The following is a 25706-nucleotide window of genomic DNA, read 5'->3' on the forward strand; positions in this document are numbered from 1 at the left end:
GCCGCAGGGACATTCCCCAGGGTGATCCCGGGAGTCCGGGCCGGGTGGTGCGCTGTCGTCGCAGGCACACGAAGGGATCTGTCTCGCCCATGTACGCAGCATCGTCCTCCGTGTCCGCACCGCCCCGGCCGCTCCACCCGCGTCCCACGGACAGCGGCCCCTACCTCGCCCCCGCGCGGCCGGCGGCCCCCGTGCTCGGAGCGGGCAGGGCCCGGCGCGGCGCGGTGCTCGGCACGCAACCGCTCAGCGGGAGACTCGACTTGTCCGGCCCCCAGGGCGCGCAGCTGCGCACGGCCATCGCGTCGGTGCACCGCATCTGCCCGGAGTTCTCCCCGGTGCAGGTCCTGCGCCGCAGCGGCCGGTCCGTGCTGCTGGTCGGTACGACCGGTCGCAGCTCGGCCGTCGCCAAGTGTTTACTGGACCACTCCCCCGCCTGGTCCGAGCGGATCCGCCACGAGATAGCGGCGTACCGCTCGTTCGTCCGGCACCGCCCTCCCGTGCGCGTGCCGCGACTGATCGCGGCGGACCCGGACAACTGCACCCTGGTGATCGAGCGGATGCCCGGGCGGGTGGCGGCCCTCCAGCGGCACCCGGCCGAGGCACCGCCCCGGGCGGACATCAGGGCGGCGCTCGGCGCGATCTGCCGGCTGAACGCCTGGCGGCCCCCGGCGGGCACGTTCGACGCCCCGCTGGACTACGCGGCCCGGATCTCGCGCTACCACGAGCTGGGACTGCTCACCGACCGGGACCTGGGCGACCTGCAGAAGCTGCTGCACGGCATCGCGCAGGCGGCCGGGCGGCAGGGCATGGGCCAGTTCTGCCACGGCGACGCCCTGCTGTCGAACATCCTCCTGTCACCGGCCGGTCCAGTGCTGGTGGACTGGGAGCACGCGGGCTGGTACCTGCCGGGTTACGACCTGGCGACGCTGTGGTCGGTGCTCGGGGACGCACCGGTGGCTCGTCGCCAGATCAGCCAGATCGCGCAGTCGGCGGGCACGGCGTCCAGGGATGCCTTCCTGGTGAACCTGATGCTGGTGCTGACGCGTGAGATCCGGACGTACGAGACGGCCGTGCAGCGTTCGATGCACGACGCGACCCCGGCGGCACCGGGCACGGCCCACCCTGGTGCTGCGCCGTCCGGCGAGGAGCAGCGGCTGCTGCTGCGGCGGCTGCACGACGACTGCCAGATGGCCCGGCGGGCCGTGCGCGCGGCGGTCGGCACTCGCTGACGGGGACGAAGAGGCCGCTGTACGCCTGGTCAGGCGCACAGCGGCCCTTTCGTGTGTGCGGGCTGCCGCCGAGGGTTCAGCCCTGCTGGAAGAGCTCCGCGGGCAGTGGCTTGAGGAGGGCGTACAGGTCGTCCGTGATGGGGCGGTCCCAGGCTGCGATGGTCACCAGGACGTTGTCGCTGCGGTCGAACTGGACGCAGGAGATACGGCCCTCGGAGAGCTTGACGCGCCGCACGATCAGGAGGTTGTCACCCTGCATCACCGGGACGTCCTCGGTGCCGACGACGGTGACCTCCTCGTCGTTCTCCAGCGCCAGCAGCAGCTGGGCCACCTCGAAGGGGACCTCGCCCTCGGGGACCTCGCGGGCCGGGGAGCCCTCCGGCAGATTGCCGATGATCATCGCGGGGCCGCGGCCGCCGAACAGGTCGTAGCGCAGGAAGACGCCCTGGCAGGTGCCGTCGGGCGCGGGCAGCAGGCCCGCACCGAGGTTGCCGGGCCAGTCGCCCGGATCCATGGCCAGTACGTCGAAGTCGGGCCCGGCGGGAGTGGCGCTGCGGCGGCGGAGGAACGACATGCCGCCATGGTACGTGCCCGGGCCTGCGAAGTGCGGGGCGGGCGGCGTACCGGTCGGGCCGGATCGCCGCCCGCGCCGTCGGCGGGGGCGGGCCGCTACGGCCGTACCGGCCGGACTAGGCCGTCGCCTTGTGGCGCTGATGGTGGCGGGCCACCCGGGCGCGGTTGCCGCAGGACGGCTTGCACCACTCCTGGCGCGCGTGCTCCTTGAGGAAGTACCGCACGCAGCGCGGTGCGTGGCAGGCCCGCAGCCGTTCGCGTTCCGGGCTCGCGAGGAACGCGATCACGGCGTGCGCGAGGGACGCCGTCAGTTCGTCGTCGGCCCGGACGGGCTGCCGGTGCACGACGGGGGCGGCCTCGTCGGGCCAGTCCAGGACGGGCACGGTGGGGGTACGGGCGGCCGCCTCGTTCAGCAGGCGCACGGCCTCCGGCACGGGCAGCAGGCGGGCCGCGTCGGCGGGGCTCGGTTCGCCGGGGCGCACGGCACGGGCGAAGAGCGCGCGGACGGCGGCGCGCAGTTCGCGGACGGCGGCGAGCTGCGCGGCGCCGGCGGTGAAACGGCCGGTGTCCGGCAGGACCTCGGGGTGGGCCCGGACCCAGGCGGTCAGGTCGGCCGGGCCGGTCAGGTCGTCGGTGACGCCACCGCTCCCGTCGTGCCGGATGGTGAGGGCCAGGTCCAGGGCGAGCCGGGCGTCGCTGCTGATCGGTTCCCGCATGTGGCTAATGATAGGCCCGCCCGTATACATTACCGCGAGGTCAGTCCTCCGGCGGCGCGGGCGGGACCACGGCCACGGGGCAGGCGGAGTGCAGCAGGACGGCGTGGGTGACCGAGCCCATCATGCGGGCGGGTGCCAGCAGGTGCCGCCGGTGGCGGCCCACGACGACGAGGTCGGCGTCCCGGGAGGCCGCCACGAGGTGTCCGGCCGCGTCGCCCGGGGCCGGGACCGTCTCGGCCGGGACGTCGGGGTGCCGTTCGCGGTGCGGGGTGAGGAAGCCCTCGGCGAGGACCCGGGCCTCGTCCTCGATCACGTCCTGGTCGACGATCGGCGGCGGCAGTTCCCCGGGCAGCATCCAGGGCTGCGCGGGCCAGGGGTAGGCGGCGACCGCCTGGAGCCGGGCGCCGCGCCGGGCGGCCTCGGCGAAGGCGAACTCGAGGGTGGCCTCGTCGGGCCCGTCCACCTTCAGGCCGACGACCACCCGCGGGCCGGAAGCGGCCGGCGCCTGGCCGTCGACCTCGCGGCCGGGCCGGGGCACCACGACGACGGGGCACTCGGCGTCACGGGCGGCGGTCATGCTGTTCGAGCCGAGCAGCAGGCCGGCGAAGCCGCCGCGGCCCCGGGAGCCGAGGACCAGCAGCTGGGCGGTGGCGCCCAGTTCGGGCAGCAGCGCGGAGGTCGCGCCCTCCAGGCCGAGGTACTCGGTGGCCGGCAGGTCGGCGCGGCCTTCCAGGTGGGCCCGGACCCGGTCGAGGACGGGGTCGTCCTGCGGGTCCGCCGGCCCGGCGGCGAGGAACTCGGGCTGGGCCCAGTGGGCGTACTGGCGGACGTGCGCCACGCGCAGCGGCGCCGAGCGCCGGCGGGCGGCGTCGACGGCCCACTCCAGGGCGCGCAGGCTGTCGTCCGAACCGTCGACGGCCACGACGACCGGCAGAGTGCTCATGGGTCCTCACCTCCGGGACACGACCGTTGTCTCCCGGGACCAGCCTGGCTCAGCTGCCGGTCCCGGGGCGGTGCCTCGGTACGCGTGTCCGCAAACGCGGGCGGAACACCCCCGGATCGGCCGTCGGATCACGGCCGCCCGGGATGGTTCACCCGCCGTGTCGGGCTCAGACCGGCCGACTCGGCTGCGTCGGACGTGTCACGTGGGGTCGGCCCACACGGCCGTCGGAGGTCTCAGGTGAGATCGAACTCCCCTTCCCGCGCTCCCGAGACGAACGCGCCCCACTCGGCGGGCGTGAAGATCAGGGAAGGGCTTTCGGGGCGGCCACTGTTCCGCATGGCGATGAAGCCCTCCACGAAGGCGATCTGCACATCCCCCAGGCCGCGGCTGCTGGACTGCCACTGTGCCTTGCTGAGGTCCAGGTCCGGCTTGTCCCAGCCCGTGAGCGGTCGCTGCTGGGTGGTGGTCTCGGCCACGTCCGTGCTCCTCCCGATTGCGTCGTCCGCGGCCAGCCTAGCGATCGCGTCCCATGGCCAACAGGGCACGTGAGGGGGACCTTTCAGGAGTCCGGGGGCCGGTCTCCCACGAGCCACATGGAGAAGAACTGCGATCCTCCGCCATAGGCGTGCCCGAGGACCCTGCGGGCGCCCTCCACCTGGTGTTCTCCGGCCTGCCCGCGCACCTGGAGCGCCGCCTCGGCGAAGCGGATCATGCCGGAGGCGCCGATGGGGTTGGTGGACAGCACGCCGCCCGACATGTTGACGGGCAGGTCCCCGTCCAGTTCGGTGACACCCGCCTCGGTGAGTTTCCAGCCCTCGCCCTCGTCGGCGAAGCCGAGGTTCTCCAGCCACATGGGTTCGTACCAGGAGAACGGCACGTAGATCTCGGCGCCGTCGATCTCCCGGCGGGGGTCGGTGATCCCCGCCTGCCGGTAGACGTCGGCGGCGCAGTCCCGCCCGGCCCGCGGGGAGACGAAGTCCTTGCCGGCGAAGAGGGTGGGTTCGCTGCGCATGGCGCCGCCGAGCATCCAGGCGGGCGGTCGCGGGGCCCGGGCGGCTCCGGTCCGGTCGGTGAGGATCATGGCGCAGGCGCCGTCGGAGGACGGGCAGGTCTCCGAGTAGCGGACCGGGTCCCACAGCATCGGCGAGGCCATCACCTTCTCCAGGGTGATGTCGTGTTCGTGCAGGTGGGCGTAGGGGTTCTTCAGGGCGTTGCGGCGGTCCTTGTAGGCGACGAGGGCGCCGATCGTCTCGGGGGCGCCGCTGCGCCGCATGTAGGCGCGGATGTGCGGGGCGAAGAACCCGCCGGCCCCGGCGAGCAGGGGCTGCTGGAAGGGGATGGGCAGGGACAGGCCCCACATGGCGTTCGACTCGGACTGCTTTTCGAAGGCGAGGGTGAGGACGGTGCCGTGGACGCGGGCGGCGACGAGGTTCGCGGCGACGAGCGCGGTGGAGCCGCCGACGGAGCCCGCGGTGTGCACGCGGAGCATGGGTTTGCCGACGGCGCCGAGGGCGTCGGCCAGGTAGAGCTCCGGCATCATGACGCCCTCGAAGAAGTCGGGCGCCTTGCCGATGACGACGGCGTCGACGTCGGCCCAGGACAATCCGGCGTCGTCCAGCGCCCGGCGGGCCGCTTCCCGGACCAGTCCCGCGATCGAGACGTCCCGGCGGGCCGCGACGTGCTTGGTCTGGCCGATGCCGACGACGGCCACGGGCTCCTTGCTCATCGGGCTTCCCCTTCGAGGACGGCGACCAGGTTCTGCTGGAGGCAGGGGCCGGACGTGGCGTGGGCGAGGGCGCGGTCGGAGTCGCCGCGGTGGATGCGGGCGGCGGCCTCTCCGACGCGGATGAGCCCGGCGGCCATGATCGGGTTGGCGGCGAGGGCCCCGCCGGAGGGGTTGACGGTCACGTCGTCGCCGAGGCGGAGGGCCTTGCGCAGGACGATCTCCTGGGTGGTGAAGGGCGCGTGCAGTTCGGCGGTGTCGACGGGCCGTTCGAAGGCTCCGGCGCGTTCGGCGGCCAGGCGGGTGGAGGGCGAGTCGGTCAGGTCGCGCACGCCGAGGCCGTGGGCTTCCGTGCGGTGGTCGATGCCGCGGATCCAGGCGGGGCGTGCGCACAGCTCCCGGGCCCGGTCGCCCGCGGCGAGGATCACGGCGGCGGCGCCGTCGCCGATGGGCGGGCAGTCGCCGGTGCGCAGGGGCCGTACGAGGTAGTCGCCCTGCGGCACGGCTCCCCGCAGCTGAGCGTGGGGGTTGGCGGCCGCCGACTCCCGGTTCCGGGCGGCGACGGCGGCGAGCGCCGGCTCGTCGGTGTCACCGGCGTCGATGAGGGCCTGGGCCTGGAGGGCGGCGAGGGCCACGGAGTCGGGCCACAGGGGCGCCACGTAGTACGGGTCGAGCTGGCGGGTGAGGACGTCGCGGACCGGGCCGGGCGAGGACTTGCCGTAGGAGTAGACGAGGGCGGTGTCGGCGTCGCCGGTCAGGAGTTTGGTCCAGGCCTCGTACAGGGCCCAGGCGCCGTCCATCTCGACGTGCGACTCGGAGATCGGCGGCCAGGCGCCGACGCCGTCGAGCGCCAGGGTGAAGGAGAAGGCGCGGCCGGCGAGGTAGTCGCTGGAGCCGGAGCAGGTGAAGTCGATGTCGGCGGTCTTCAGGCCGGTCCGGTCGAGGACCTCGTGCAGCACCGGCATGAGCATCTCCACCTCGGAGAGCTCGTCGCTGGTGCGCCGGTGGCCGGTCTGGGCGAAGGCGACGACGGCGATCTCGCGGTGCGGCGGTGCGCTCGTCACAGCAGCTCCTTGTAGGTGTCGTAGTCCGCGTCGGGTTCGCCCGTGGGCCGGTAGTGGTCGGGGTAGCGGGCGCCCTCGGTCCACACGGGTTCGACGCGCAGCCCCATGCGGACCTCGTCGTACGGGATGCCGCCGATGCGGCCGTGCAGCGCGAGGTCGGCGCCGTCGAGGGCGATGTGGGCGTAGACGTACGGCACCTCGATGTCGAGGTTCTTCGCCTTGATGTTGACGATGCAGAACGTGGTGACGGTGCCCCGCGGCCCGACCTCGACCTGTTCGGATGTGGCCACCCCACATGTGGGACACGCACCCCTCGGCGGGACGTACACCTTGCGGCAGGCCGGGCAGCGCTCGCCGACGGTCCGGCGGCCGGAGAGGGCGTTGATGTAGGCGGTCTGGGCGCGGCCGGGTGAGTAGGTGTAGTCGAGGCGGGCGGGGGCGACGATGCCGGTGACCGGGTCCTGGAACACGCCGGTGTGCCCGGCCGGTTCGCCCGGGGCGCCGTCGTACGGCTCGAAGCAGGCGATGTCCGTGATGGTGCCGGTGCGTTCGGCCGCCCAGCGGACGCGGACGCGCAGGCCGGTGCGTACGGCGTCGGGGCCGGGGGCGTCGAGGGCGTGCAGGAGTGCGGTGTCGGCGCCGTCGAGGCGGACCAGGGCCCAGGCGAAGGGGGTGGTGAGGGGCTGGCCGCGGCGGGGGGCGGGGTTCCAGGCCCAGGTGGTGACCGTGCCGGTGGGGGCGACCTCGACCAGGTCGCGGATCTCCTCGGCGGTGACGGGGTCGTACTCGACGGGCGGGACGAGGACGCGGCCGTCGCCGGTGCGGACGCCCAGGACGACGCGTTCGCGCAGGCCGGTCAGGAAGGCGCTCTGGACGGGGCCGAGGGAGCGGGTGAAGGGGAACTCGACGACCAGGGGGGCTTTGAGGACTTCGGGCATGGAGCGGGGCTCCTTCGGTCAGGCGCGTTTGTAGACGGGCGGTCGTTTCTCCGCGAAGGCGCGGGCGCCCTCCTTGGCGTCGGCGGTGTCGAACACGGGCCATCCGCGGGTGAGTTCGGCCGCGAGACCGTCGGACTCGGTCATCTCGGCGGTCGCGTAGACGGAGGCCTTGACGGCTTCGACGGCGAGCGGGCCGCAGGAGTTGATCTGCTCGGCGATCTCCAGGGCCTTGTCGAGGGCGGTGCCGTCCGGGACGACGTGTCCGACCAGGCCGATGGCGGCGGCTTCGGGGGCGCTGTAGGGGCGGCCGGTGAGCAGCATCTCCAGGGCGTGGGTGCGCGGGATCTGGCGCTGGAGGCGGACCGTGGAGCCGCCGATGGGGAACAGGCCCCGCTTCACCTCGAACAGGCCGAAGGTCGCGGACTCGCCGGCGACGCGGATGTCGGTGCCCTGGAGCATCTCGGTGCCGCCCGCGACGCAGTACCCCTCGACGGCGGCGATGACCGGCTTGCGCGGCCGGTGGTGGCGCAGCATCGCCTTCCAGTGCAGGTCGGGGTCGGCCTTGAGCCGGTCCCGGTACTCCTCCCCCGCCATGCCGTTCCCGGCGAGGGCCTTGAGGTCCATGCCCGAGCAGAACGAGCCCCCCGCGCCGGTGAGGACGATCGACCGGACCGAGTCGTCCGCGTCGGCTTCGAGCCAGCCGTCGTACAGGCCGACGAGCATCGGCAGCGAGAGCGCGTTCCTGGCCTCCGGCCTGTTGAGCGTGAGCACCAGTGTGGCGCCTTCGCGCTGCACGGTGAGGTGTTCCGTCCCGCCCATGGCGAACTCCCCTCTCCTGGAACGAGAACAGGTTGCAGTAGGCCGTGAGGCACTTCAAGGGTTTTCTGACAGACAGTCAGATTTTCTTGTGCGGACCCTTCACAGTTGCGGCGCCCTTTGCTCTGATGACCGGCGAACCGTCCGATGCCAGGCACGTCCCGGGGTCAGGAGGAGCGGTGGAGTACAACCTTGCCGACCTGTTCGAGTCGGTCGTCGACGTCGTTTCCGGCCGTGAGGCGCTCGTCCACGTCGACCATCCCGGTACGGGCGCGGAGCGCCGGCTGACGTACGCGGAGCTGGACGCGGCGGCCAACCGCGTCGGCCACCACCTGCTCGACAGCGGGATACGGCCCGGTGAGCACCTCGGGCTCCACCTCTACAACTGCGTGGAGTACCTCCAGACGGTGCTGGGCTGCCTGAAGGCGCGGATCGTCCCGGTCAACGTCAACTACCGCTATGTGGAAGAGGAGTTGGTGTACCTCTACCGGGACGCGGATCTGGTGGCGCTGGTCTTCGACGCGGAGTTCACGGACCGGGTGGCGGCGGCGCGGCCGCGCGCGGAGAAGCTGCGGCACCTGATCCGGGTCGGCACGCCGGCGCCGGGAGCCGCCGCCCTGCCCTGTGTGGAGTTCGCACAGGTGGAGGCCGCCGGGTCCCCCGAGCGGGGCTTCCCGGCGCGCTCGGGCGATGACCAGTTCATCATCTACACCGGCGGTACGACCGGGATGCCCAAGGGCGTGATGTGGCGGCAGGAAGACCTGTTCTTCGCCGGTCTCGGCGGGGGCGCGCCGACCGGTGAGCCGGTGAGGAAACCGGAGGAGCTGGCCGAACGGGTCGCGGCCGGCGGGGCGGGGATCACCTTCTTCCCCACGGCCCCGCTGATGCACGGCACCTCCACGCTCACGGCGTTCATCGGCTTCGACTTCGGGCAACGGGTGGTGATCCACCGCAAGTTCGTGCCCGAGGAGGTGCTGCGGACCGTGGAGAAGGAGAAGGTCAGCAGCATCTCGCTGGTGGGCGACGCGATGCTGCGGCCGCTGGTGGACGCGTTGCGCGGCCCGCTGCGGCACATCGACCTCTCGTCGCTGTTCAGTGTGTCGTCGTCCGGCGCGATCATGTCGGACACGGTCCGCCGGCAGTTCCAGGAGCTGGTGCCGAACGCCATGGTGCTGAACAACTTCGGCTCCTCGGAGTCCGGGTTCAACGGCACGGCGACCGAGGACGCGGGCCCGGAGCGGGGCTTCCGGGTCCGCGTCAACGCCCGCACGCAGGTGGTGGACCCCGCCACGCACCAGCCGGTCGCCGCGGGCGAGGTGGGGCGGGTGGCCCAGTGCGGACATGTGCCGCTCGGCTACTACAACGACCCGGCCAAGACCGCCGAGACGTTCTTCGAGAAGGACGGCGAGCGGTGGGTGCTGCTGGGTGACATGGCCACCGTCGACGCGGAGGGTGTGGTCACCGTCCTGGGCCGTGGCTCGCAGTGCATCAACACCGGCGGCGAGAAGGTGTACCCGGAGGAGGTCGAGCAGGCGCTCAAGTCCCACCCCGACGTCTACGACGCGCTGGTGGCCGGGGTGCCGGATCCCCGGTGGGGACACCATGTGGCGGCCGTGGTGCAACTGCGGGAGGGTGCGGCGCGCCCGTCGCTGGAGGACATCCGGGAGCACTGCCGTGACCGGCTGGCCGGCTACAAGATCCCGCGGCAACTGGTGCTCACAGAGGCCATCCAGCGGTCGCCGAGCGGCAAGGCGGACTACCGGTGGGCGCGCGAGGTGGCGGTGGCGGCGAACGGGTGAATCTCCCGCCCGCCGATTGAACCCGAGGTGACGTGCGGACGTACTGGTGGTGGCAGGCTCGGTCACTGGGCTGTGTTTGCCATGCCATCGCAAGACCGCACGGAAGGACCCCCGGGTGTCGCTCTTCACTCGCTCCCACCAGCAGTCGGACACGACCGAGGGCGGAGCGGAACCGGCTGACGACACGGGGGCGGCGGCACCGGGCGGGGAATCCGACGCGGAGGACTCGGACGGCGGAAAGGGAGCGGCCGCGTCAGGCGGTGATGCGGGCGCTGCGAACGCTGCCGACCCTGTCGGCGCTGTCGACCGGGGCGAGGACACGGTCGCGACCGACTCGGGCGACCGGGCACCGGACACCGACGGCGAGGGCGAAGGCACCGGTGCCAATGCCGGTGCCGGCCACCCCGGCGACGACGGCGGCACCGGCACGCCCGACCATGACGGCGACACCGCCGCACAGGAAGCAGGCGACGACACCGGCGCCGCGCGGGAAGCAGCCGCCGAGGACACCCCGGGCGCGGCGAGTGCGGGCTGGTTCGGCTGGCGGCGGCGCCACCCCCGTGCCGCACGCGGCGTCTCCCTCGGGACGACCGTGCTGGCCGGGGCTCTCGTGGTGTTCGCGCTGCTCGTGCCCAACCGCGTCGAGCGGATCGAGTTCGCGTCGTTCGTGCGGATCCCCGCCGAGGGCGTGCTGCTCGCGGGCCTCCTGCTCGCGCTGCCGCCGAGGCCCCGGCGGATCACGGCGGTCGTGACGGGCGTGTTCCTCGGGCTGACCACGATCCTGAAATTCGTCGACATGGGCTTCTACCAGGTGCTGGCCCGGCCCTTCGATCTGGTCCTGGACTGGATTCTCATCGAGCACGCCACCGACTTCCTCCGGGAGACCTTCGGCCGCACCGGCCAGGTGCTGGCCGTGATCGGGGTGATCGTCCTGTTCGTCGCCGTGCTCGTGCTCACGACGCTCGCGGTCGTGCGGCTGACGAACCTGATGGTCGGTCACCGTCCCGTCGCGGCCCGTACGACGCTGATCCTCGGTACGGCGTGGATCACCTGCATGACGCTGGGCGTGCAGCTCGGCGGCGTGCCGGTCGCCACGAAGGGCAACGCCGAGTTCCTCGGCAACCGGGTGGAACAGGTGCGCGCGGGACTGCGGGACGCCCGGGTCTTCGAGAAGCAGGCCGCCGTGGACGCCTTCGCGAAGACGCCGCCGGACCAGTTGCTGACGGGCCTGCGCGGCAAGGACGTCCTGTTCACGTTCATCGAGAGCTACGGCCGGGTCGCGATCGACGACCCGGCGATGGCGCCGCGGATGGACGCGGTGCTCAACGAGGGGACGAGTTCGCTGAAGGCGGCCGGGTTCGAGTCGCGCAGCGGCTGGCTGCAGTCGCCGGTGACGGGCGCGGGCAGCTGGCTCGCCCACTCGACGTTCCTGTCCGGTCTGTGGATCAAGAACCAGCAGCGGTACCGCAGCCTGACCACGAGCGACCGCATGACGCTGACCAAGTACTTCGGGAAGACGGGTGCCTGGCGGACCGTCGGCATCGTGCCCGGTGTGCGCCGGGCCTGGCCGGAGGGCAAGTACTTCGGCCTGGACCACATCTACGACTCCGAGCACCTCGGCTACCACGGCCCGTACTTCAGCTGGACGCCGGTGCCCGACCAGTTCAGCATGGAGGCGTTCCAGCGCCTGGAGCACGGCAAGAAGGACCGTGAGCCGATCATGGCGGAGATCATCCTGGCCTCCAGCCACAACCCCTGGTCCCCCATCGCGCGGATGATCGACTGGGAGGACCTCGGCGACGGCTCGGTGTTCCACCGGATCAAGAAGGAGGGCACCGACCCCGCGGAGGTCTGGAAGGACCCGGAGAAGGTCCGCACCGAGTACCGGAAGGCCATCGAGTACTCGATCCGCAGCCTCACCGAGTGGGTCGAGCGCTACGGCGACGAGGACACGGTGCTCGTCTTCCTCGGCGACCACCAGCCGGTGCCGACGGTCACCGCCGGGGACACCGGCAAGGACGTGCCGGTCACGATCGTCGCCCGGGACGAGAAGGTCCTGGACCGGGTCGCCGACTGGGGCTGGACCGACGGTCTCAAGCCCGCGCCGGACGCGCCCCGGTGGGGCATGGACAAGTTCCGCGACCGCTTCATGACGGCGTACGGTCCGCAGGGCTGACGACCACAGGGTTGGGGACCACGGGGCTGAGGAACTCCGCCACGACCGCCAGGAACTCCTTCGGCCGGGTCTCGTGCACGAGGTGGCCGGCGTCGATGGTGACGTGCCGGGCGTCGGGCAGCAGCCCGGCGAGCGCGGCGATCTGCTCCTGGGGGATCAGGCTGGTCGGGCCACCGCCGATCAGCAGCGTGGGCATGGTGATCCGCCCCATGTGGTCCCACCACACAGGGTTCGGGGCGTTGCGCTGTTCGTCGGTGGCGAGGATCATCGCCCAGTCGTACGGCAGGTCCCCGTCGGGCCGTTCGGCGGGCGGCCGCGGCGGGTCCAGCGGGACGGGCGCGGGCACGTCCTCCAGGACGAGCCGCCGTACCAGCCGCGGACTGTGCTGGGCGAGCAGGCAGGCGACGACGCCGCCGAGGGAGTGGCCCACGACGTCGGCGCCGCGGATGCCGAGCGCGCCGAGGAAGGCGTGGACGTCGTCCCGCATGGTCTCGAGGGCGTAGTCGCCGGGCCAGTCACTGCGGCCGTGGCCGCGCAGGTCGAGGGCGTACACGCGGCGTGGCCCGGCGGCCAGCGCCGGGGCGGTCTCCGCCCAGTCGGCACCGTCGGCGCCGCGGGCGTGCAGGAGCAGGACGGGGGGTGCGTCCTGCGGTCCCCAGACGCGGTAGGCCAGGGTGATGCCGTTCGCCTGTACGGTGCGCGGTGGTGTGTCCATACCGGGGACGGTAGGCGACGGGCCGGGCCGGGGCGGGCCGTTCTGCCGACGGCAGAGGGACCCGCCGCGCCCGTCAGGAGAAGAAGGCGGCCACGCGCCGTGTGAACCACTCCTGGTCGTCCAGCCACGGGTAATGGCCCGCGCCCGGTTGCACCACGAACTCGGCCGCCGGAAAGGCGTCGGCGGCCTGGCGGGCGAGGGCCGGGCTGGGGCCGCCGTCGGCTCCCCCGGCCAGGACGAGCACCGGGGCCACGACCCGGGCGAGGGCGGCCCGCGTCGCGGCCGGGTCGTAGGCGCCGTCCGCGCCGTAGACGCCCGCCGCGTCGTCGTTCGTCTCGTCCTCCTCCCGATCGGCGTGGGCCTGGGCGGTGTCGTCCCAACGGCCGTAGAAGAACGGGACGAACATGGGGTCGAAGTCGCCGGTGCCGGACAGCCAGGCCTCGAACGCCGGGAACGCCTCGGGGAACCAGGGCTCCGACGCCCGCAGCCGTGCCGCCGCGAGCCGCTGCTCCGCCGTCGCCGGCAGACCCAGCGCCCACGGGGTGGCCGTGACGAGCGCCAGCCGGGACAGCCGCTGCGGGTACCGGGCCGCGTACAGCATGGCGAGACTGCCGCCCGCCGAGTGCGCGAGCAGGTCGATCCGCTCCAGGCCCAGGTGGAGCCGCAGCGCCTCGACGTCGTCCACCAGACGGTCGCAGCGGTACGTCGCCGGGTCGGCCGGCACCGCGGACTGCCCGGTGCCGCGCAGGTCCAGGAGCACCAACTGCCGGTGCGCGTCGAGCCCGCCGAGGTTCCCGAGGTAGGCGGAGGCCCGCATGGGCCCGCCCGGCAGCACGACGAGCGGTTCGCCGGAACCGCGCAGGTGGCAGGCGAGCCGGGTTCCGTCCGGGGCAGTGAAGTACGGCATGCCGTAGATCCTCGTGTCCGGGGGACTTCGCCCGCAACGAGGTTCTGAGGGCCGGCCGGGGGGACGCCGGTCGGAGGGTGTGCCGCGCTACCCGGATGCCGCCGGGCCCGGCTCGCCCGCGAGGTCCTTCCTCAGCTCCCGCTTCAGGATCTTCCCGCTGGCGTTCCGCGGCAGTTCCGCCACGAACACCACCCGCTTCGGTGCCTTGAAGGGGGCGAGCTTCTCGCGGACGTGGTCGACGAGTTCCGCCTCGGTGACCTCGCCGTGGGGGACGACGACGGCCGTGACCGCCTCGATCCAGCGGGCGTCGGGCAGGCCCACGACCGCCGCCTCGGCGACCTTGGGGTGGGTGTACAGGGCGTCCTCGACCTGGCGCGAGGCGACCAGGACGCCGCCGGAGTTGATGACGTCCTTCACGCGGTCGACGATCGTGTAGTAGCCGTGGGCGTCGCGTACGGCGAGGTCGCCGGAGCGGAACCAGCCGTCGCGGAAGGCCTCGGCGGTCTCCTCGGGCTTGTCCCAGTAGCCCTCGCACAGTTGCGGAGAGCGGTAGACGATCTCGCCGGGGGTTCCGTCGGGGACGTCGTCGCCGTTCTCGTCGACCACGCGCGCGTCGACGAACAGGACGGGGCGGCCGCAGGAGTCCATGCGGCCCTTGTGTTCGCCGGGGCCGAGCACCATGGCCAGGGGGCCGATCTCGCTCTGGCCGAAGCAGTTGTAGAAGGCCAGGTCCGGCAGGCGCTCCTGGAGCCGTTCGAGCACGGGGACCGGCATGATCGACGCCCCGTAGTAGGCCTTGCGCAGGCCGCTCAGGTCGCGCGTCGCGAAGTCGGGGCGGTGGGACAGGGCGATCCAGACGGTGGGCGGGGCGAACAGGCTGTCCACGCGGCCCGCCTCGATCAGGTCGAGGAGCCGGTCGCCGTCGGGTGCGTCGAGGATGAGGTTCGTCGCGCCGACGGCGAGGCCCGGCAGCAGGAAGACGTGCAGCTGCGCCGAGTGGTACAGCGGCAGCGCGTGCGCGGGGCGGTCGCCCGCACTGAGGTCGAGGGCGGTGATCGCGCTCAGGTACTCGTGCACCAGGGCCCGGTGCGTCATCATCGCGCCCTTGGGCAGGGCGGTCGTCCCGGAGGTGTACAGGAGCTGCACGAGGTCCTCGCCGCGCGGCTCGGGGCCGTCGTGGACGGGTGCCTCGGCCAGCCGCGCGAGCAGCGAGCCGTCGGCGTCGCGCAGGGGCAGCGTCCGTACGCCGCCGGGGAGCCGGGCGGCGAGGTCCGGGTCGGTGAGGACCAGGGAGCTGCCCGACTGGCCGACGATGTAGGCGAGTTCGTCGCCGGTCAGGTGCTGGTTGACCGGGACGTGGACCAGGCCCGCCCGGGCGCAGGCGAGGAAGGCGATGAGGTAGGCGTCGGAGTTGTGGCCGTAGGCGCCGACCCGGTCGCCAGGGGACAGCCCCTGGGCGAGGAGGACGCTCGCCGCGCGGGAGACGGCGGTGTCGAGTTCGTCGTACGTCCAGCTGCGTTCGCCGTACTCCACCGCGACGCGCGCCGGGGTGCGCCGGGCGCTGCGCCGCAGGACTCCGTCGACCGTGCTGCCGTGTCCGGGCGTCGTCATGGGAGTCGATCCTGGGCGGGTGCCGGGGGGAGGTCAAGTGCGCCGCGATCAACCTCACCGCTGTCACTCGCGTCACATGTCATGGAACTGACAGCCGGGTGCCGGTTCGTGCGCTCGGCCATCCCTCTGCTCTACAAAGCCGGGAGGCACGATGCGCACCCGCTGGAGACGACTCGTTCTCGGGGCCACGGCCCTGTTCACGGCCGCGTCCGCGTTACCCGCGGCCGCCGCCCCGGACCCGGGGCGGGCGGAGCAGCACCCGTCCGGCGGCGGCCTGTCCGCCGTCATCCGCTACACCGAGTACGGCATTCCGCACATCCTCGCCGAAGGCTACGCCGACCTGGGCTTCGGCACGGGCTGGGCGCAGGCCGCCGACGAGGTCTGCACGCTCGCCGAGGGGTTCGTGACCCTGCGGGGCGAGCGCTCCCGGTACTTCGGGGCAGAAGCGGCCGCCGGCGGTGAACTCTCGGCGGCCCGCACGAACCTCGCCAGCGACCTGTACTTCCGCGGGGTCCGGCAGGCCGGCACGGTGGAGAAGCTGCTCGCCGAGCCCGCTCCCGTGGGCCCGAGCCGTGAGGTCCGGGACATGATGCGCGGCTGGGCGGCCGGTTACAACGCCTGGCTGAAGCAGCGGAGGATCACGGATCCCGGCTGCGCGGGCGCCGCCTGGGTGCGACCGGTCACCGAACTCGACGTGGCGGCCCGCGGCCTCGCCATCGCCTCGATCTCCGGCGAAGGGCGCTTCGTCGAGACGATCACCGCGGCGCAGCCGCCGACCGGACCCGCCGGACCGGCCGAGGCTTCCGGAGCCCCCTCCGCCCGGTCCACGCGGTCCGCCCCGTCCCCGCGCATGCCGGACGCGAAGGCCGTGGCGAAGGCGGCGGACGAGCTGTGGGGCGACCCCGGCATGGGCTCCAACGCGGTCGCCTTCCGCGGCGACACGACGGCGAACGGCCGCGGCCTGCTGCTCGGCAACCCGCACTACCCCTGGCAGGGCGGGCGGCGGTTCTGGCAGTCGCAGCAGACGATCCCCGGCGAGCTGAACGTCTCCGGCGGCTCGCTGCTGGGCACTCCGGCGGTCTCCATCGGCTTCAACGCACATGTGGCGTGGAGCCACACCGTCTCGACCGGCATACCGGCCAACTTCCACCGGCTGGCGCTGGATCCGGCCGATCCCACGACGTACCTGGTGGACGGCCGGCCGGAACGCATGACGAAGCGGACCGTGACGGTCGCGGTGAAGGACGGCGCGCCGGTGACCCGCACCCAGTGGTGGACCCGCTACGGCCCCGTCGTCACCTCCCTCAGCTCCCAGGTGCCGCTGCCCTGGACCACCTCGACGGCGTACGCCCTGCACGACCCGAACGCCGCGAACCTCCGCTTCGCCGACACCTCGCTGGGCTTCGGCAAGGCACGCGGCACGGACGGGATCCGCGCCTCCCTCGCACGGCACCAGGGCCTCCCGTGGGTGAACACGATCGCGGCCGACCGCGCGGGGCACTCCCTCTTCACCCAGTCCCAGGTACTCCCCCGCATCACCGACGAGCTGGCGGAGCGCTGCTCGACGGAGCTGGGCCGGACCACCTATCCGGCCTCGGGGATCGCGATCCTCGACGGCTCGCGCGGTGACTGCGCCCTCGGCAGCGACCCGGACGCGGTCCTGCCGGGGATCTTCGGGCCGGCGAGGATGCCGACGCTTCAGGACACCCCGTACGTGGAGAACTCGAACGGCACCGCGTGGATGACCAACGCCGACCGGCCGGTGACCGGGTACGAGCGGGTCTTCGGCACGGTCGGTACCCAGTTGGGCCTGCGCACGCGAGGCGGGATCGAGGACGTGGCGGCGATGGCGGACCGGGGCGGTCTGACCGTACGGGACCTGCAGCGGCAGCAGTTCGCCAACCGGGCACCCGCGGGTGACCTCGCCGCCGAGGACGTCGCCCGGGCGTGTGCCGCGCTGCCCGGCGGCACCGCGACGGGCAGCGGCGGCACGGCCGTCGACGTGTCGGCGGCCTGCGGGGTGCTCAAGGCGTGGGACCGCACCATGGACACCGGCAGCCGGGGAGCGCTGCTCTTCGACCGATTCTGGCGCAGGCTCGAGCAGACCGTGCCGCAGGACCGGTTGTGGAAGGTGCCGTTCTCGGCGGCCGACCCGGTGCGCACCCCGAACACGCTGAACACGGACGCTCCCGGCTTCGCCGCCGCCCTCGCCGACGCGGTGACGGAGCTGCGCGGCGCGGGCATCGCGCTCGACGCGCCGCTCGGCGCGCACCAGTTCGTCGTCCGTGAGGGCAAGCGCCTCGCGATGCCGGGCGGCTCGGGGCGGCTGGGCGTGTGGAACGTGCTGGAGCCGGTGTGGGACGCGGCCGGGGGCGGCTACACGGAAGTGCCGTTCGGGACCAGCCACCTCCAGGCGGTGGGCTGGGACGACGGTCACTGCCCGGTGGCTCGCACCCTGCTCGCGTACTCCCAGTCGTCGAACCCGGACTCGCCGCACTTCGCCGACCAGACCCGGCTGTTCTCCGGTGAGAAGTGGGTGACGTCACGCTTCTGCGAGAAGGACATCCGGTCCTCGCCGGAGCTGAGGGTGGTGCGGGTGCACGAGCGCCGCTGACCGAGTGAGGGGTGCCGCTCCCGCGGGGCGGCACCCCGTTCACGCCCGGCGGGAGCCGTACATCAGCCGCCGCAGCAGCACTTCGGCCGGGCCCCGGCGGCCGGCCCGCTCCAGGGCGTACGCTCCCGCGACCGTGACCAGCCAGACGGCCAGCGCGAAGAGCGCCATGGTGGCGCTGCCCAGGTGCGCGCCGAGGCCCAGTCCCCAGGCGGCCAGCACCGGGGCGAAGAGCAGCGAGTGGGCGAGGTAGCAGGACAGGGACCGTTTGCCGACGGCGGTCACCGCCGCCACCGCTGTCGCGCCGCGCCGGGGCCTGCGGGTGGTCCACCACTGCGCGAAGAGGGTGACAGCGGCCACGTAGCCGAGGCCGGCGGAGTTGCCGGTCACGTCGCGCAGGACCGTGAGCGCCCCGGACTCGCTCTGCATGTCCTCCGGCACGCGCAGGACGCCGGTGTGGGCGAGTGCGGCGGGCAGCGCGCCGAGCCAGCCGGTGGCGATGCCGAGCACGGCGGTCAGCCGCAGCAGGGTGCGGTGGCGGCCGGGTTCCTCCAGGACGCGGTGCCGCGCGGCCCTGAAGCCCAGCAGGAAGAGGACGTAACCGCCGCCGACGAGGGTCAGCGGGGCGGCGGCGAAGGTGACGAACAGGCCCGTCTCCAGCCGGATGCCCGCGGCGGTGAGCCAGTTCTCCTCGTCCGGCGCGTAGGCCTTGAAGCCCGGTTCGGCGCCGGCGTCGCCGAACGTGCCCAGCTCGCCGCGGAGCAGCGCCGCGACGACGGGTCCGGCCGAGACGAGCAGGATCAGTGCGATGCCGATCCCGATCCCCCACGTCAGGGCCCGTTCACCGCGCCGCAGGAAGACCACGCCGAGGATGAGGCTCAGGACTCCGTAGAAGCCGATGATGTCGCCCGACATGAGCAGGGCGGCGTGCGTCAGGCCGATGACGATCAGCCAGAGGCTGCGCCGGCGCAGGATCCTCGCGGCGTCGCGCCCGTCGGTGCCGGCGGCGGTCTGCCGGAGGTAGAGCTGCATCATGCCGTAGCCGAAGAGGAACGCGAAGAGCGGGTAGATCCGCAGGTCCAGCGCCATGATCATGGTGAACTGCACGGCGTGGTCGAGCCAGGAGCCGTCCACGGGCTGCCATCCGGACGGTCCGCGCCGGGCGGCCCACAGGTGGAAGGCGGTGTTGGACAGCACGATGCCCAGCAGCATGGTCCCGCGCGCGAGATCGGGCGCGAGGGCCCGCTCGCCCGGTTGTACGGCCCCCCGCTTCAGCGGTCCCTCTGTGGTCGCGATGGTCATGGTTCGACGCTAGGGAGGCGGGGCCCGGCCGGACATCGGCCGGAGGACGAGCGGGGGCCGACCAAAGGATGACGCCGGCCCCCGCTCCGCGCTACCTAAGCCGCCGCGTCGCCTCACACCGGCCGGGTCCGGCCCTCCCAGTACGGCTCGCGCAGCCGCCGTTTGTACAGCTTGCCGTTGGGGTCGCGGGGCATCTCGGTGATGAAGTCGACGCTCCTGGGCCGCTTGTACCCGGCGAGCCGGTGGGCGCAGTGGTCGAGGAGGTCGGCGGCCAGGGCGGGGCCGGGCCGGTGTCCGGGGGCCGGTTCGACGACCGCCTTGACCTCCTCGCCCCAGTCGTCGTGGGGGATGCCGAACACGGCGGCGTCCGCGACGGCGGGGTGGGCGAGCAGGGCCGACTCGACCTCGGCCGGGTATATGTTCACGCCGCCGGAGATGATGAGGTCGATCTTGCGGTCGCGCAGGAAGAGGTAGCCGTCCTCGTCGAGGTGGCCGAGGTCGCCGACGGTGAAGAAGTCGCCGATGCGGTTCTTGCGGGTCTTGGCCTCGTCCTTGTGGTACGAGAAGCCGCCGGTGGTCATCTTCATGTAGACGGTGCCGAGTTCGCCGGGCGGCAGCCGGTTGCCGTCGTCGTCGAAGATGGCGAGCTCGCTGATGGGCCAGGCCTTGCCGACGGTGCCTGGCTTCTTCAGCCAGTCCTCGGCGGTGGCGAAGGCGCCGCCGCCCTCGCTGGCCGCGTAGTACTCCTCCACACAGGGGCCCCACCAGTCGAGCATGGCCCGTTTCACGTGGTCGGGGCAGGGCGCGGCGCCGTGGATGGCGTGCCGCATGGAGGACACGTCGTAGCGGTCCTTCACCTCGTCGGGCAGGGCCAGCAGCCGGTGGAACTGGGTCGGGACCATATGGGTGTGGGTGCAGCGGTGCCGGTCGATGAGGCGGAGCATCTCCTCGGGGGTCCACTTGTCCATCAGCACCAGCCGGTGCCCGATGTGCAGGGAGGCGCCCGCGAACTGGAGGACCGCCGTGTGGTACAGCGGCGAGCACACCAGGTGCACGTTGTCGTCGAAGGGCCGGATGCCGAAGATGCCGAGGAAGCCACCGAGGTACGCCTCCTCGGGAGGCTTGCCGGGCAGCGGGCGGCGGATGCCGCGCGGGCGGCCGGTGGTGCCCGAGGTGTAGTTCATGACCCAGCCGAGGGTGCGGTCCGCGGGCGGCGACTCGGGCTGCCCGGCGAGGAGTTCGGCGTACGGCCGGAAGCCCTCGACCGTGCCGACGGCGTACCGGTGGGTGCCCGGGAGGCCGGCCTCGTCGGCGGCGTGGCGGGCCGCGTCGCCGTACCGCTCGTGGGCGAGGAGGACCTTGGCGCCGGAGTCGGAGACGATCCAGGCGATCTCCGGACCGACCAGGTGGTGGTTGACGGGGACGAGGTACAGCCCGGCCTGGCTGGCGGCGAGGTACGCGGTGAGGAACTCGACGCCGTTGGGCAGGACGACCGCGAAGGTGTCGCCGCGTTCCAGCCCGGCCGCGCGCAGTCCGTGCACGAGCCGGTTGGCGGCGGCGTGCAGCCGTCCGGCGGTCCATTCCGCGCCGTCGGGTGCGACGAGCACCTCACGGCCGGGGTCCTGTGCCGCCTGGGCCCAGAAGCCCGCGGGGACGCTGCTGTTCACTGGCCGCTCCTTCCGGCGATGCGGTTGACGCGGTCCACGGCCTGCTCGAAGCCGCGGGTGAGGTCGTCGAAGACGGCCTGGACGCTGCGTTCGCTGTTCATCCGCCCGACGATCTGCCCGACCGGGGTGCCGAGCAGCGGTTCCACCTCGTACTTCTGGATGCGGGAGACGGCCTCGGCGACCAGCAGGCCCTGCAACGGCATGGGCAGCGGACCGGGTCCGTCCTGGCCGTCCCAGGCGTCGGTCCACTCGGTGCGCAGCTGGCGCGCGGGCTTGCCGGTCAGGGCGCGGGAGCGCACGGTGTCGCCGGAGCCGGCCGCGAGGAGCTTGCGGGTCAGGGCGGGCGAGTGGAGGTCAGCCTCTGTGGTGGTCAGCCATATGGATCCCAGCCACACACCTTGAGCGCCGAGGGCGAGCGCGGCAGCCACCTGCCGTCCGCTGCCGATGCCGCCGGCGGCCAGGACGGGCAGCGGGGCGACGGCGTCGACGACCTCGGGCGTGAGCACCATGGACGCGATCTCGCCGGTGTGGCCGCCCGCCTCGTAGCCCTGCGCCACGACGATGTCGATGCCGGCGTCCTGGTGCTTGCGGGCGTGCCGGGCGCTGCCCGCGAGGGCCGCCACGAGGACGTCCTGGTCGTGGGCGCGGGCGATGACGTCGGCGGGCGGGGAGCCGAGGGCGTTGGCGAGCAGCTTGATCGGGTAGTCGAAGGCGACGTCGAGCTGGGTGCGGGCGACCTGCTCCATCCACCCCGTGATGCGCCACCCGGACGCCTCACCCTCGGGCAGGCCGGGCACACCGTACTTGGCGAGGGTGTCCTCGACGAACTGCCGGTGCCCCTCGGGGATCATCGCCTCGACGTCGGCCTCCGTGACGCCTTCCACCTTCTTCGCGGGCATGACGACGTCCAGGCCGTACGGCCTGCCTTCGACGTGCGCCTCGATCCAGTCCAGGTCGCGTTTGAGGTCGTCGGGGGCGGTGTAGCGGACCGCGCCGAGCACTCCGAAGCCGCCGGCCCGGCTGATGGCCGCGGCGACGGCGGGGAACGGCGTGAAGCCGAAGACGGCGTGCTCGACTCCCAGTTGCTTGCTCAGCTCCGTCTGCATGGGCGCAGGATGCCGGACTCCTCCGGAGGACGGAAGAGGTTTTCTGATACACCGTCAGATTCATGGCGGTGCCCGGAGGACATACTGTCCGGGACGTCCAGGGCGGTTCGGCGGGAGGATGCGCGGTGACCGAAGGCACGGCAGACAGAGCGACGACGAACGACGGGCTGACGCGCAGGAGTGCCCTGGTCCTGGGTGGCGCCCTGGCCCTCGCCCCCTTACCCGCCGAGGCCGCCCCGGTCACGGGGCGTCCCACCCTGCGGCACGGCTCCGCCGCCCGCGCCGGGCTGCTCCCCGCCCATCTGCGCCGCCTCGTCACCGACGCCGAGGCGTTCCTCGGCCCCTCCCCCGCGCACCCCTGGTACGCGGGCGCCGTCCTGCTCGCCGGACGCGGCGGCACCGTCGCACTGCACCGGCCCATCGGCATGGCGGTGCGCTACCGGGCCTACGACGAGAAGACCGACACCGGGATCGAGTTCCCGCCCGGCGAGCAGATCCCGATGGCCGAGGACACCGTCTTCGACCTGGCGTCGGTGTCGAAGCTGTTCACCTCGCTCCTCGCCGTGCAGCAGATGGAGCGGGGGAAGCTGGAACTGGAGGCGAAGGTCGCCTCGTACCTGCCCGACTTCGGCCGTGCGGGCAAGCAGGACATCACGATCCGTCAGCTGCTCACGCACACCTCGGGCTTCCGCGCCTGGATCCCGCTGTACAGCGCGCCCACGTACGAGGAGAAGCTCCGGCGCATCTGGGACGAGGCGCCGGTCAGCGCCCCGGGCACGGCCTACCTGTACTCGGACCTGAACCTCATCTCGCTCCAGCTCGTGCTGGAACGGATCACGGGCCGCTCCCTGGACACCCTCCTGCGCGAGGAGATCACCGCCCCGCTGGGCCTGCGCCGCACCCGCTACAACCCGCCCGCCTCCTGGCGGCCGAAGATCGCGGCCACCGAGGACGCGCGCAAGCCGTGGTCCGGGCTGGAGCGCGGTCTGGTGTGGGGCGAGGTGCACGACGAGAACGCCTTCGCTCTGGGCGGCGTCGCGGGCCACGCGGGCGTGTTCTCGGACGCGTGGGACCTGGCGGTCCTCGCCCGCACGCTGCTCGACGGGGGCGTCTACGGACGGGCCCGGATCCTGCGGCCCGAGTCGGTGGAGCTGATGTTCACCGACTTCAACACCGCCTTCCCCGGGGACGAGCACGGCCTCGGTTTCGAGCTCTACCAGCACTGGTACATGGGCGCGATGGCCACGCCGCGCAGTGCGGGGCACACCGGCTTCACGGGCACCTCGCTGGTACTCGACCCGACCACCGACTCGTTCCTCGTCGTCCTCGGCAACTCCGTGCACCCGGTGCGCGGTTGGCGGTCCGGTTCCGCTCCCCGGGTGGCCGCCGCGAACCATCTGGCGCGGGCCGTGCCGGTCCGGCCGGCGCGGGGACGCACGGCCTGGTTCTCCGGGATGGCGGTCTCCGCCGCGGCGACGCTGACCCTCCCCGCGCTCGACACGTCGTCCGGCGGGGCGCGGCTGCGCTGCGCGCTGTGGTGGGACACCGAGCCGAAGGCCGACGTCCTGGTCCTGGAGGCCACGACCGACGGCGGTGCGTCCTGGCAGCCGGTGCCCTTCACGACGTCCCGCCGGGGCGAGGACCCCCGGCAGCATCCGTCGGGCTCGGTCACCGGCTGGTCGGGCCGCGTCTGGCACCGGCTGGCCGCCGAACTGCCCGCCGCGCGGGGACTGGCCGTGCGCTGGCGGTACGCGACGGACCGGCTGTACGTCGGCCGCGGGGTCTACGTGGACGGGCTGCGGGTGGAGGCGGCCGACGGCGTCCTGTTCGACGAGGCGCGCCCGGCGGACGCGTCGCGCGTCGAAGCGGCGGGATGGGCGCCGTCGGCCGACTGAGGCGGTCTCCTCAACGGATCCCTCAGCTGTTTCCTCACTGGTTGAAGACTGCCTTCTGCACCTCGTTCGGGCCGTCGAAGCGGTCCTCCTTCAGGCCGTCGAGGGTGCGGACGACCTTGTCGTCGGCCTGGTTGCTGCGGGCACGTTCCACCAGGTGCTTCTTGTCCGTGGGGTAGTCCATGCCCTTGAGCGCCTTCTGGAGGTCGGTCGGGCTGAGCTCGGCCATGGGAGCCTCCCGTGGGGGTACGACCGTCCGCGTGGGGCGGCCGGTACGGATACCTTCCCTGCCGGAGTGCCCCTCAGGAGGGCAGTGATTCAGCCGGCCCGCCTTGAAGGACCGCCATGGCCGCGTTGTGCCCGGGCACCCCGCTCACCCCGCCCCCGCGCACGGCGCCTGCCCCGCACAGCAGCACGTTCGCGTGCCGGGTCTCCACGCCCCATCGGCCGGTGCCGTCCTGGGCATAGGGCCAGCTCAGCTCGCGGTGGAAGATGTTGCCACGGGGCAGCCCCAGGTCCCGTTCCAGGTCGAGCGGGGTCCTGGCCTCGATGCAGGGCCGTCCGTCCGCGTCGGTGGCCAGGCAGTCGGCGAGGGGTTCGGCCAGGTGGGCGTCGAGCTGGGCGAGCGTGGACTTGAGGAGTTCCTCGCGGACGGCGTCGTTGTCCCGCTCGAACAGCCGGGCCGGGGTGTGCAGGCCGAAGAGGGTGAGCGTCTGGTAGCCCTGCTCGGCCAGGCCGGGGCCCAGGATGCTCGGGTCGGTGAGGGAGTGGCAGTAGATCTCGGAGGGCGGCGCGGCGGGCAGGTCGCCGGCGGCGGCCTGGGCGTGGGCGGTGGCCAGTTGCTCGTAGCCCTCGGCGATGTGGAAGGTGCCGGCGAACGCCTCACGCGGGTCGACGGAGTTGTCGCGCAGCCGCGGCAGCCTTTTGAGCAGCATGTTCACCTTCAGCTGGGCGCCTTCGGCGGGGCCGGGGGCCGGGTCGCCGGTCAGGTCCGCCAGGGCCTGTGGGGAGGCGTTGACCAGGACGTGCCGGGCGGCGACGGTGCCCTCGCCGTCGGCGGTGCGGTAGGTGACCTCGGCCGTACGGCCGTCCGTGGCGATGCGCAGCGCCTCGTGGCCGGTGGCGAGGACGGCGCCCGCGGCGCGTGCGGTGTCGGCCAGTGCGTCGGTGAGGGCGCCCATGCCGCCGACGGGCACGTCCCAGGCGCCGGTGCCGCCGCCGATCACGTGGTAGAGGAAGCAGCGGTTCTGCTTCAGCGAGGGGTCGTGGGCGTCGGCGAAGGTGCCGATGAGGGCGTCGGTGAGGACCACGCCGCGCACCAGGTCGTCGGCGAAGTGCCGCTCGACGGCGGCCCCGATCGGCTCCTCGAACAGCACCCGCCAGGTCTCCTCGTCGTCGAGGCGGCGGCGCAGCTCCTCGCGGGTGGGCAGCGGCTCCGTGAGGGTGGGGAAGATCCGCTGGGCGGCGCGGCCGGTCATGCCGTAGAACTCCTGCCAGGACCGGTACTCGCCGTCGGAGCCGGTGAGCCGGGCGAAGGCCTCCCTGGTCCGTCGTTCGCCGCCGCCGACGAGGAGCCCGGTGGGGCGGCCGTCGCGTTCGGCGGGCGTGTAGGAGGAGACGGTGCGGGTGCGCACCCGGAAGTCGAGGCCGAGGTCCCGGACGATCTTCTTGGGCAGCAGGCTGACCAGGTACGAGTAGCGGGACAGGCGGGCGTCGACCCCGGTGAAGGGCCGGGTGGACACGGCCGCGCCGCCGGTGTGGTCCAGCCGCTCCAGTACCAGCACGGAGCGGCCGGCCCGGGCCAGGTAGGCGGCGGCGACCAGGCCGTTGTGGCCGCCACCGACGATGACGGCGTCGTACGTCCGGTGTGCGCGGGGTCCCAGGGGTGCGGTCATGGTTCTTCGTAACACGGGGTGAT

At 73.0% G+C, this 25706-nt stretch carries 21 protein-coding genes; 5 read left to right on the forward strand and 16 right to left on the reverse strand.

Annotated elements, in window-relative coordinates; genetic code table 11:
* Nucleotides 1–89: 89 nt before the first annotated feature.
* Nucleotides 90–1229, forward strand: a complete 1140-nt coding sequence (locus tag C1703_RS01415) for an aminoglycoside phosphotransferase family protein (protein ID WP_114250144.1) — start codon at nt 90–92, stop codon at nt 1227–1229.
* Between the two features lie 76 nt (nt 1230–1305).
* Here the strand turns inward: C1703_RS01415 and C1703_RS01420 are convergent, their stop codons facing one another.
* The 8 genes from C1703_RS01420 to C1703_RS01455 form a co-directional block, all read right to left on the reverse strand.
* Nucleotides 1306–1803, reverse strand: a complete 498-nt coding sequence (locus C1703_RS01420) for a hypothetical protein (protein ID WP_031118618.1) — start codon at nt 1801–1803, stop codon at nt 1306–1308.
* A gap of 115 nt (nt 1804–1918) precedes the next feature.
* Nucleotides 1919–2518 (reverse strand): ABATE domain-containing protein, encoded by a 600-nt coding sequence (locus C1703_RS01425; protein ID WP_198678051.1) that lies wholly within the window; start codon nt 2516–2518, stop codon nt 1919–1921.
* 40 nt (nt 2519–2558) lie between these two features.
* Nucleotides 2559–3461 carry a universal stress protein gene (locus tag C1703_RS01430; RefSeq protein ID WP_114250146.1) on the reverse strand — a complete coding sequence of 301 codons (903 nt, stop codon included), beginning with the start codon at nt 3459–3461 and terminating at the stop codon, nt 2559–2561.
* Nucleotides 3462–3694: 233 nt separating this feature from the next.
* Nucleotides 3695–3937 (reverse strand): DUF397 domain-containing protein, encoded by a 243-nt coding sequence (locus C1703_RS01435; RefSeq protein ID WP_114250147.1) that lies wholly within the window; start codon nt 3935–3937, stop codon nt 3695–3697.
* Nucleotides 3938–4020: 83 nt separating this feature from the next.
* On the reverse strand, nt 4021–5187 hold the full coding sequence (locus C1703_RS01440) for a thiolase domain-containing protein (RefSeq protein ID WP_114250148.1): 1167 nt from the start codon (nt 5185–5187) through the stop codon (nt 4021–4023).
* Nucleotides 5184–6248 carry a thiolase domain-containing protein gene (locus C1703_RS01445; protein WP_114250149.1) on the reverse strand — a complete coding sequence of 355 codons (1065 nt, stop codon included), beginning with the start codon at nt 6246–6248 and terminating at the stop codon, nt 5184–5186. The genes C1703_RS01440 and C1703_RS01445 overlap by 4 nt, the downstream gene beginning before the upstream one ends.
* Complete coding sequence (locus tag C1703_RS01450; protein WP_114250150.1) at nt 6245–7186, reverse strand: OB-fold nucleic acid binding domain-containing protein; 942 nt, start codon at nt 7184–7186, stop codon at nt 6245–6247. The genes C1703_RS01445 and C1703_RS01450 overlap by 4 nt, the downstream gene beginning before the upstream one ends.
* Nucleotides 7187–7204: 18 nt before the next feature.
* Complete coding sequence (locus tag C1703_RS01455) at nt 7205–8005, reverse strand: crotonase/enoyl-CoA hydratase family protein (RefSeq protein ID WP_114250151.1); 801 nt, start codon at nt 8003–8005, stop codon at nt 7205–7207.
* Nucleotides 8006–8181: 176 nt separating this feature from the next.
* Here C1703_RS01455 and C1703_RS01460 point away from each other — a divergent pair, with 176 nt between their 5' ends.
* Nucleotides 8182–9801, forward strand: coding sequence for an acyl-CoA synthetase (locus tag C1703_RS01460; protein WP_114250152.1), 1620 nt, complete (start codon nt 8182–8184; stop codon nt 9799–9801).
* A 115-nt stretch (nt 9802–9916) separates the two neighbouring features.
* Nucleotides 9917–11977, forward strand: a complete 2061-nt coding sequence (locus C1703_RS01465; protein WP_114250153.1) for a sulfatase — start codon at nt 9917–9919, stop codon at nt 11975–11977.
* On the opposite strand, the gene C1703_RS01470 is transcribed toward C1703_RS01465, so the two are convergent.
* The 3 genes from C1703_RS01470 to C1703_RS01480 all read right to left on the reverse strand — a co-directional run bounded on the left by C1703_RS01470 (nt 11949) and on the right by C1703_RS01480 (nt 15210).
* Nucleotides 11949–12692, reverse strand: a complete 744-nt coding sequence (locus C1703_RS01470; RefSeq protein WP_114250154.1) for an alpha/beta hydrolase — start codon at nt 12690–12692, stop codon at nt 11949–11951. The two genes, C1703_RS01465 and C1703_RS01470, sit on opposite strands and share 29 nt — an antisense overlap.
* Before the next feature lie 73 nt (nt 12693–12765).
* Complete coding sequence (locus tag C1703_RS01475) at nt 12766–13599, reverse strand: alpha/beta hydrolase (protein WP_114250155.1); 834 nt, start codon at nt 13597–13599, stop codon at nt 12766–12768.
* A gap of 87 nt (nt 13600–13686) precedes the next feature.
* On the reverse strand, nt 13687–15210 hold the full coding sequence (locus C1703_RS01480; RefSeq protein ID WP_114250156.1) for an acyl-CoA synthetase: 1524 nt from the start codon (nt 15208–15210) through the stop codon (nt 13687–13689).
* A 151-nt stretch (nt 15211–15361) separates the two neighbouring features.
* Here C1703_RS01480 and C1703_RS01485 point away from each other — a divergent pair, with 151 nt between their 5' ends.
* A complete protein-coding gene (locus C1703_RS01485; RefSeq protein WP_114250157.1) occupies nt 15362–17824 on the forward strand; it encodes a penicillin acylase family protein in 2463 nt (820 codons plus the stop codon).
* A 39-nt stretch (nt 17825–17863) separates the two neighbouring features.
* Here C1703_RS01485 and C1703_RS01490 read toward each other — a convergent pair whose 3' ends face one another.
* The 3 genes from C1703_RS01490 to C1703_RS01500 form a co-directional block, all read right to left on the reverse strand.
* Entirely contained in the window at nt 17864–19123 is a 1260-nt protein-coding gene (locus tag C1703_RS01490) for a DUF418 domain-containing protein (RefSeq protein WP_114250158.1), read from the reverse strand.
* A gap of 113 nt (nt 19124–19236) precedes the next feature.
* Entirely contained in the window at nt 19237–20790 is a 1554-nt protein-coding gene (locus tag C1703_RS01495; RefSeq protein ID WP_114250159.1) for an acyl-CoA synthetase, read from the reverse strand.
* Nucleotides 20787–21896 (reverse strand): nitronate monooxygenase family protein, encoded by a 1110-nt coding sequence (locus C1703_RS01500; RefSeq protein WP_114250160.1) that lies wholly within the window; start codon nt 21894–21896, stop codon nt 20787–20789. Before C1703_RS01500 ends, C1703_RS01495 begins: the two co-directional genes overlap by 4 nt.
* 125 nt (nt 21897–22021) lie before the next feature.
* Between C1703_RS01500 and C1703_RS01505 the strand changes: the two genes are divergently transcribed.
* The gene (locus C1703_RS01505) at nt 22022–23791 is read left to right on the forward strand and encodes a serine hydrolase domain-containing protein (RefSeq protein ID WP_198678052.1); all 1770 of its coding nucleotides are present in this window, start codon (nt 22022–22024) and stop codon (nt 23789–23791) included.
* 34 nt (nt 23792–23825) lie between these two features.
* On the opposite strand, the gene C1703_RS01510 is transcribed toward C1703_RS01505, so the two are convergent.
* Entirely contained in the window at nt 23826–24017 is a 192-nt protein-coding gene (locus tag C1703_RS01510) for a DUF2795 domain-containing protein (protein WP_114250162.1), read from the reverse strand.
* 73 nt (nt 24018–24090) lie between these two features.
* Nucleotides 24091–25683 (reverse strand): NAD(P)/FAD-dependent oxidoreductase, encoded by a 1593-nt coding sequence (locus tag C1703_RS01515; RefSeq protein WP_198678053.1) that lies wholly within the window; start codon nt 25681–25683, stop codon nt 24091–24093.
* Between the last annotated feature and the right edge of the window lie 23 nt (nt 25684–25706).

The sequence above is a fragment of the Streptomyces sp. Go-475 genome, assembly GCF_003330845.1.
Lineage (GTDB): Bacteria > Actinomycetota > Actinomycetes > Streptomycetales > Streptomycetaceae > Streptomyces.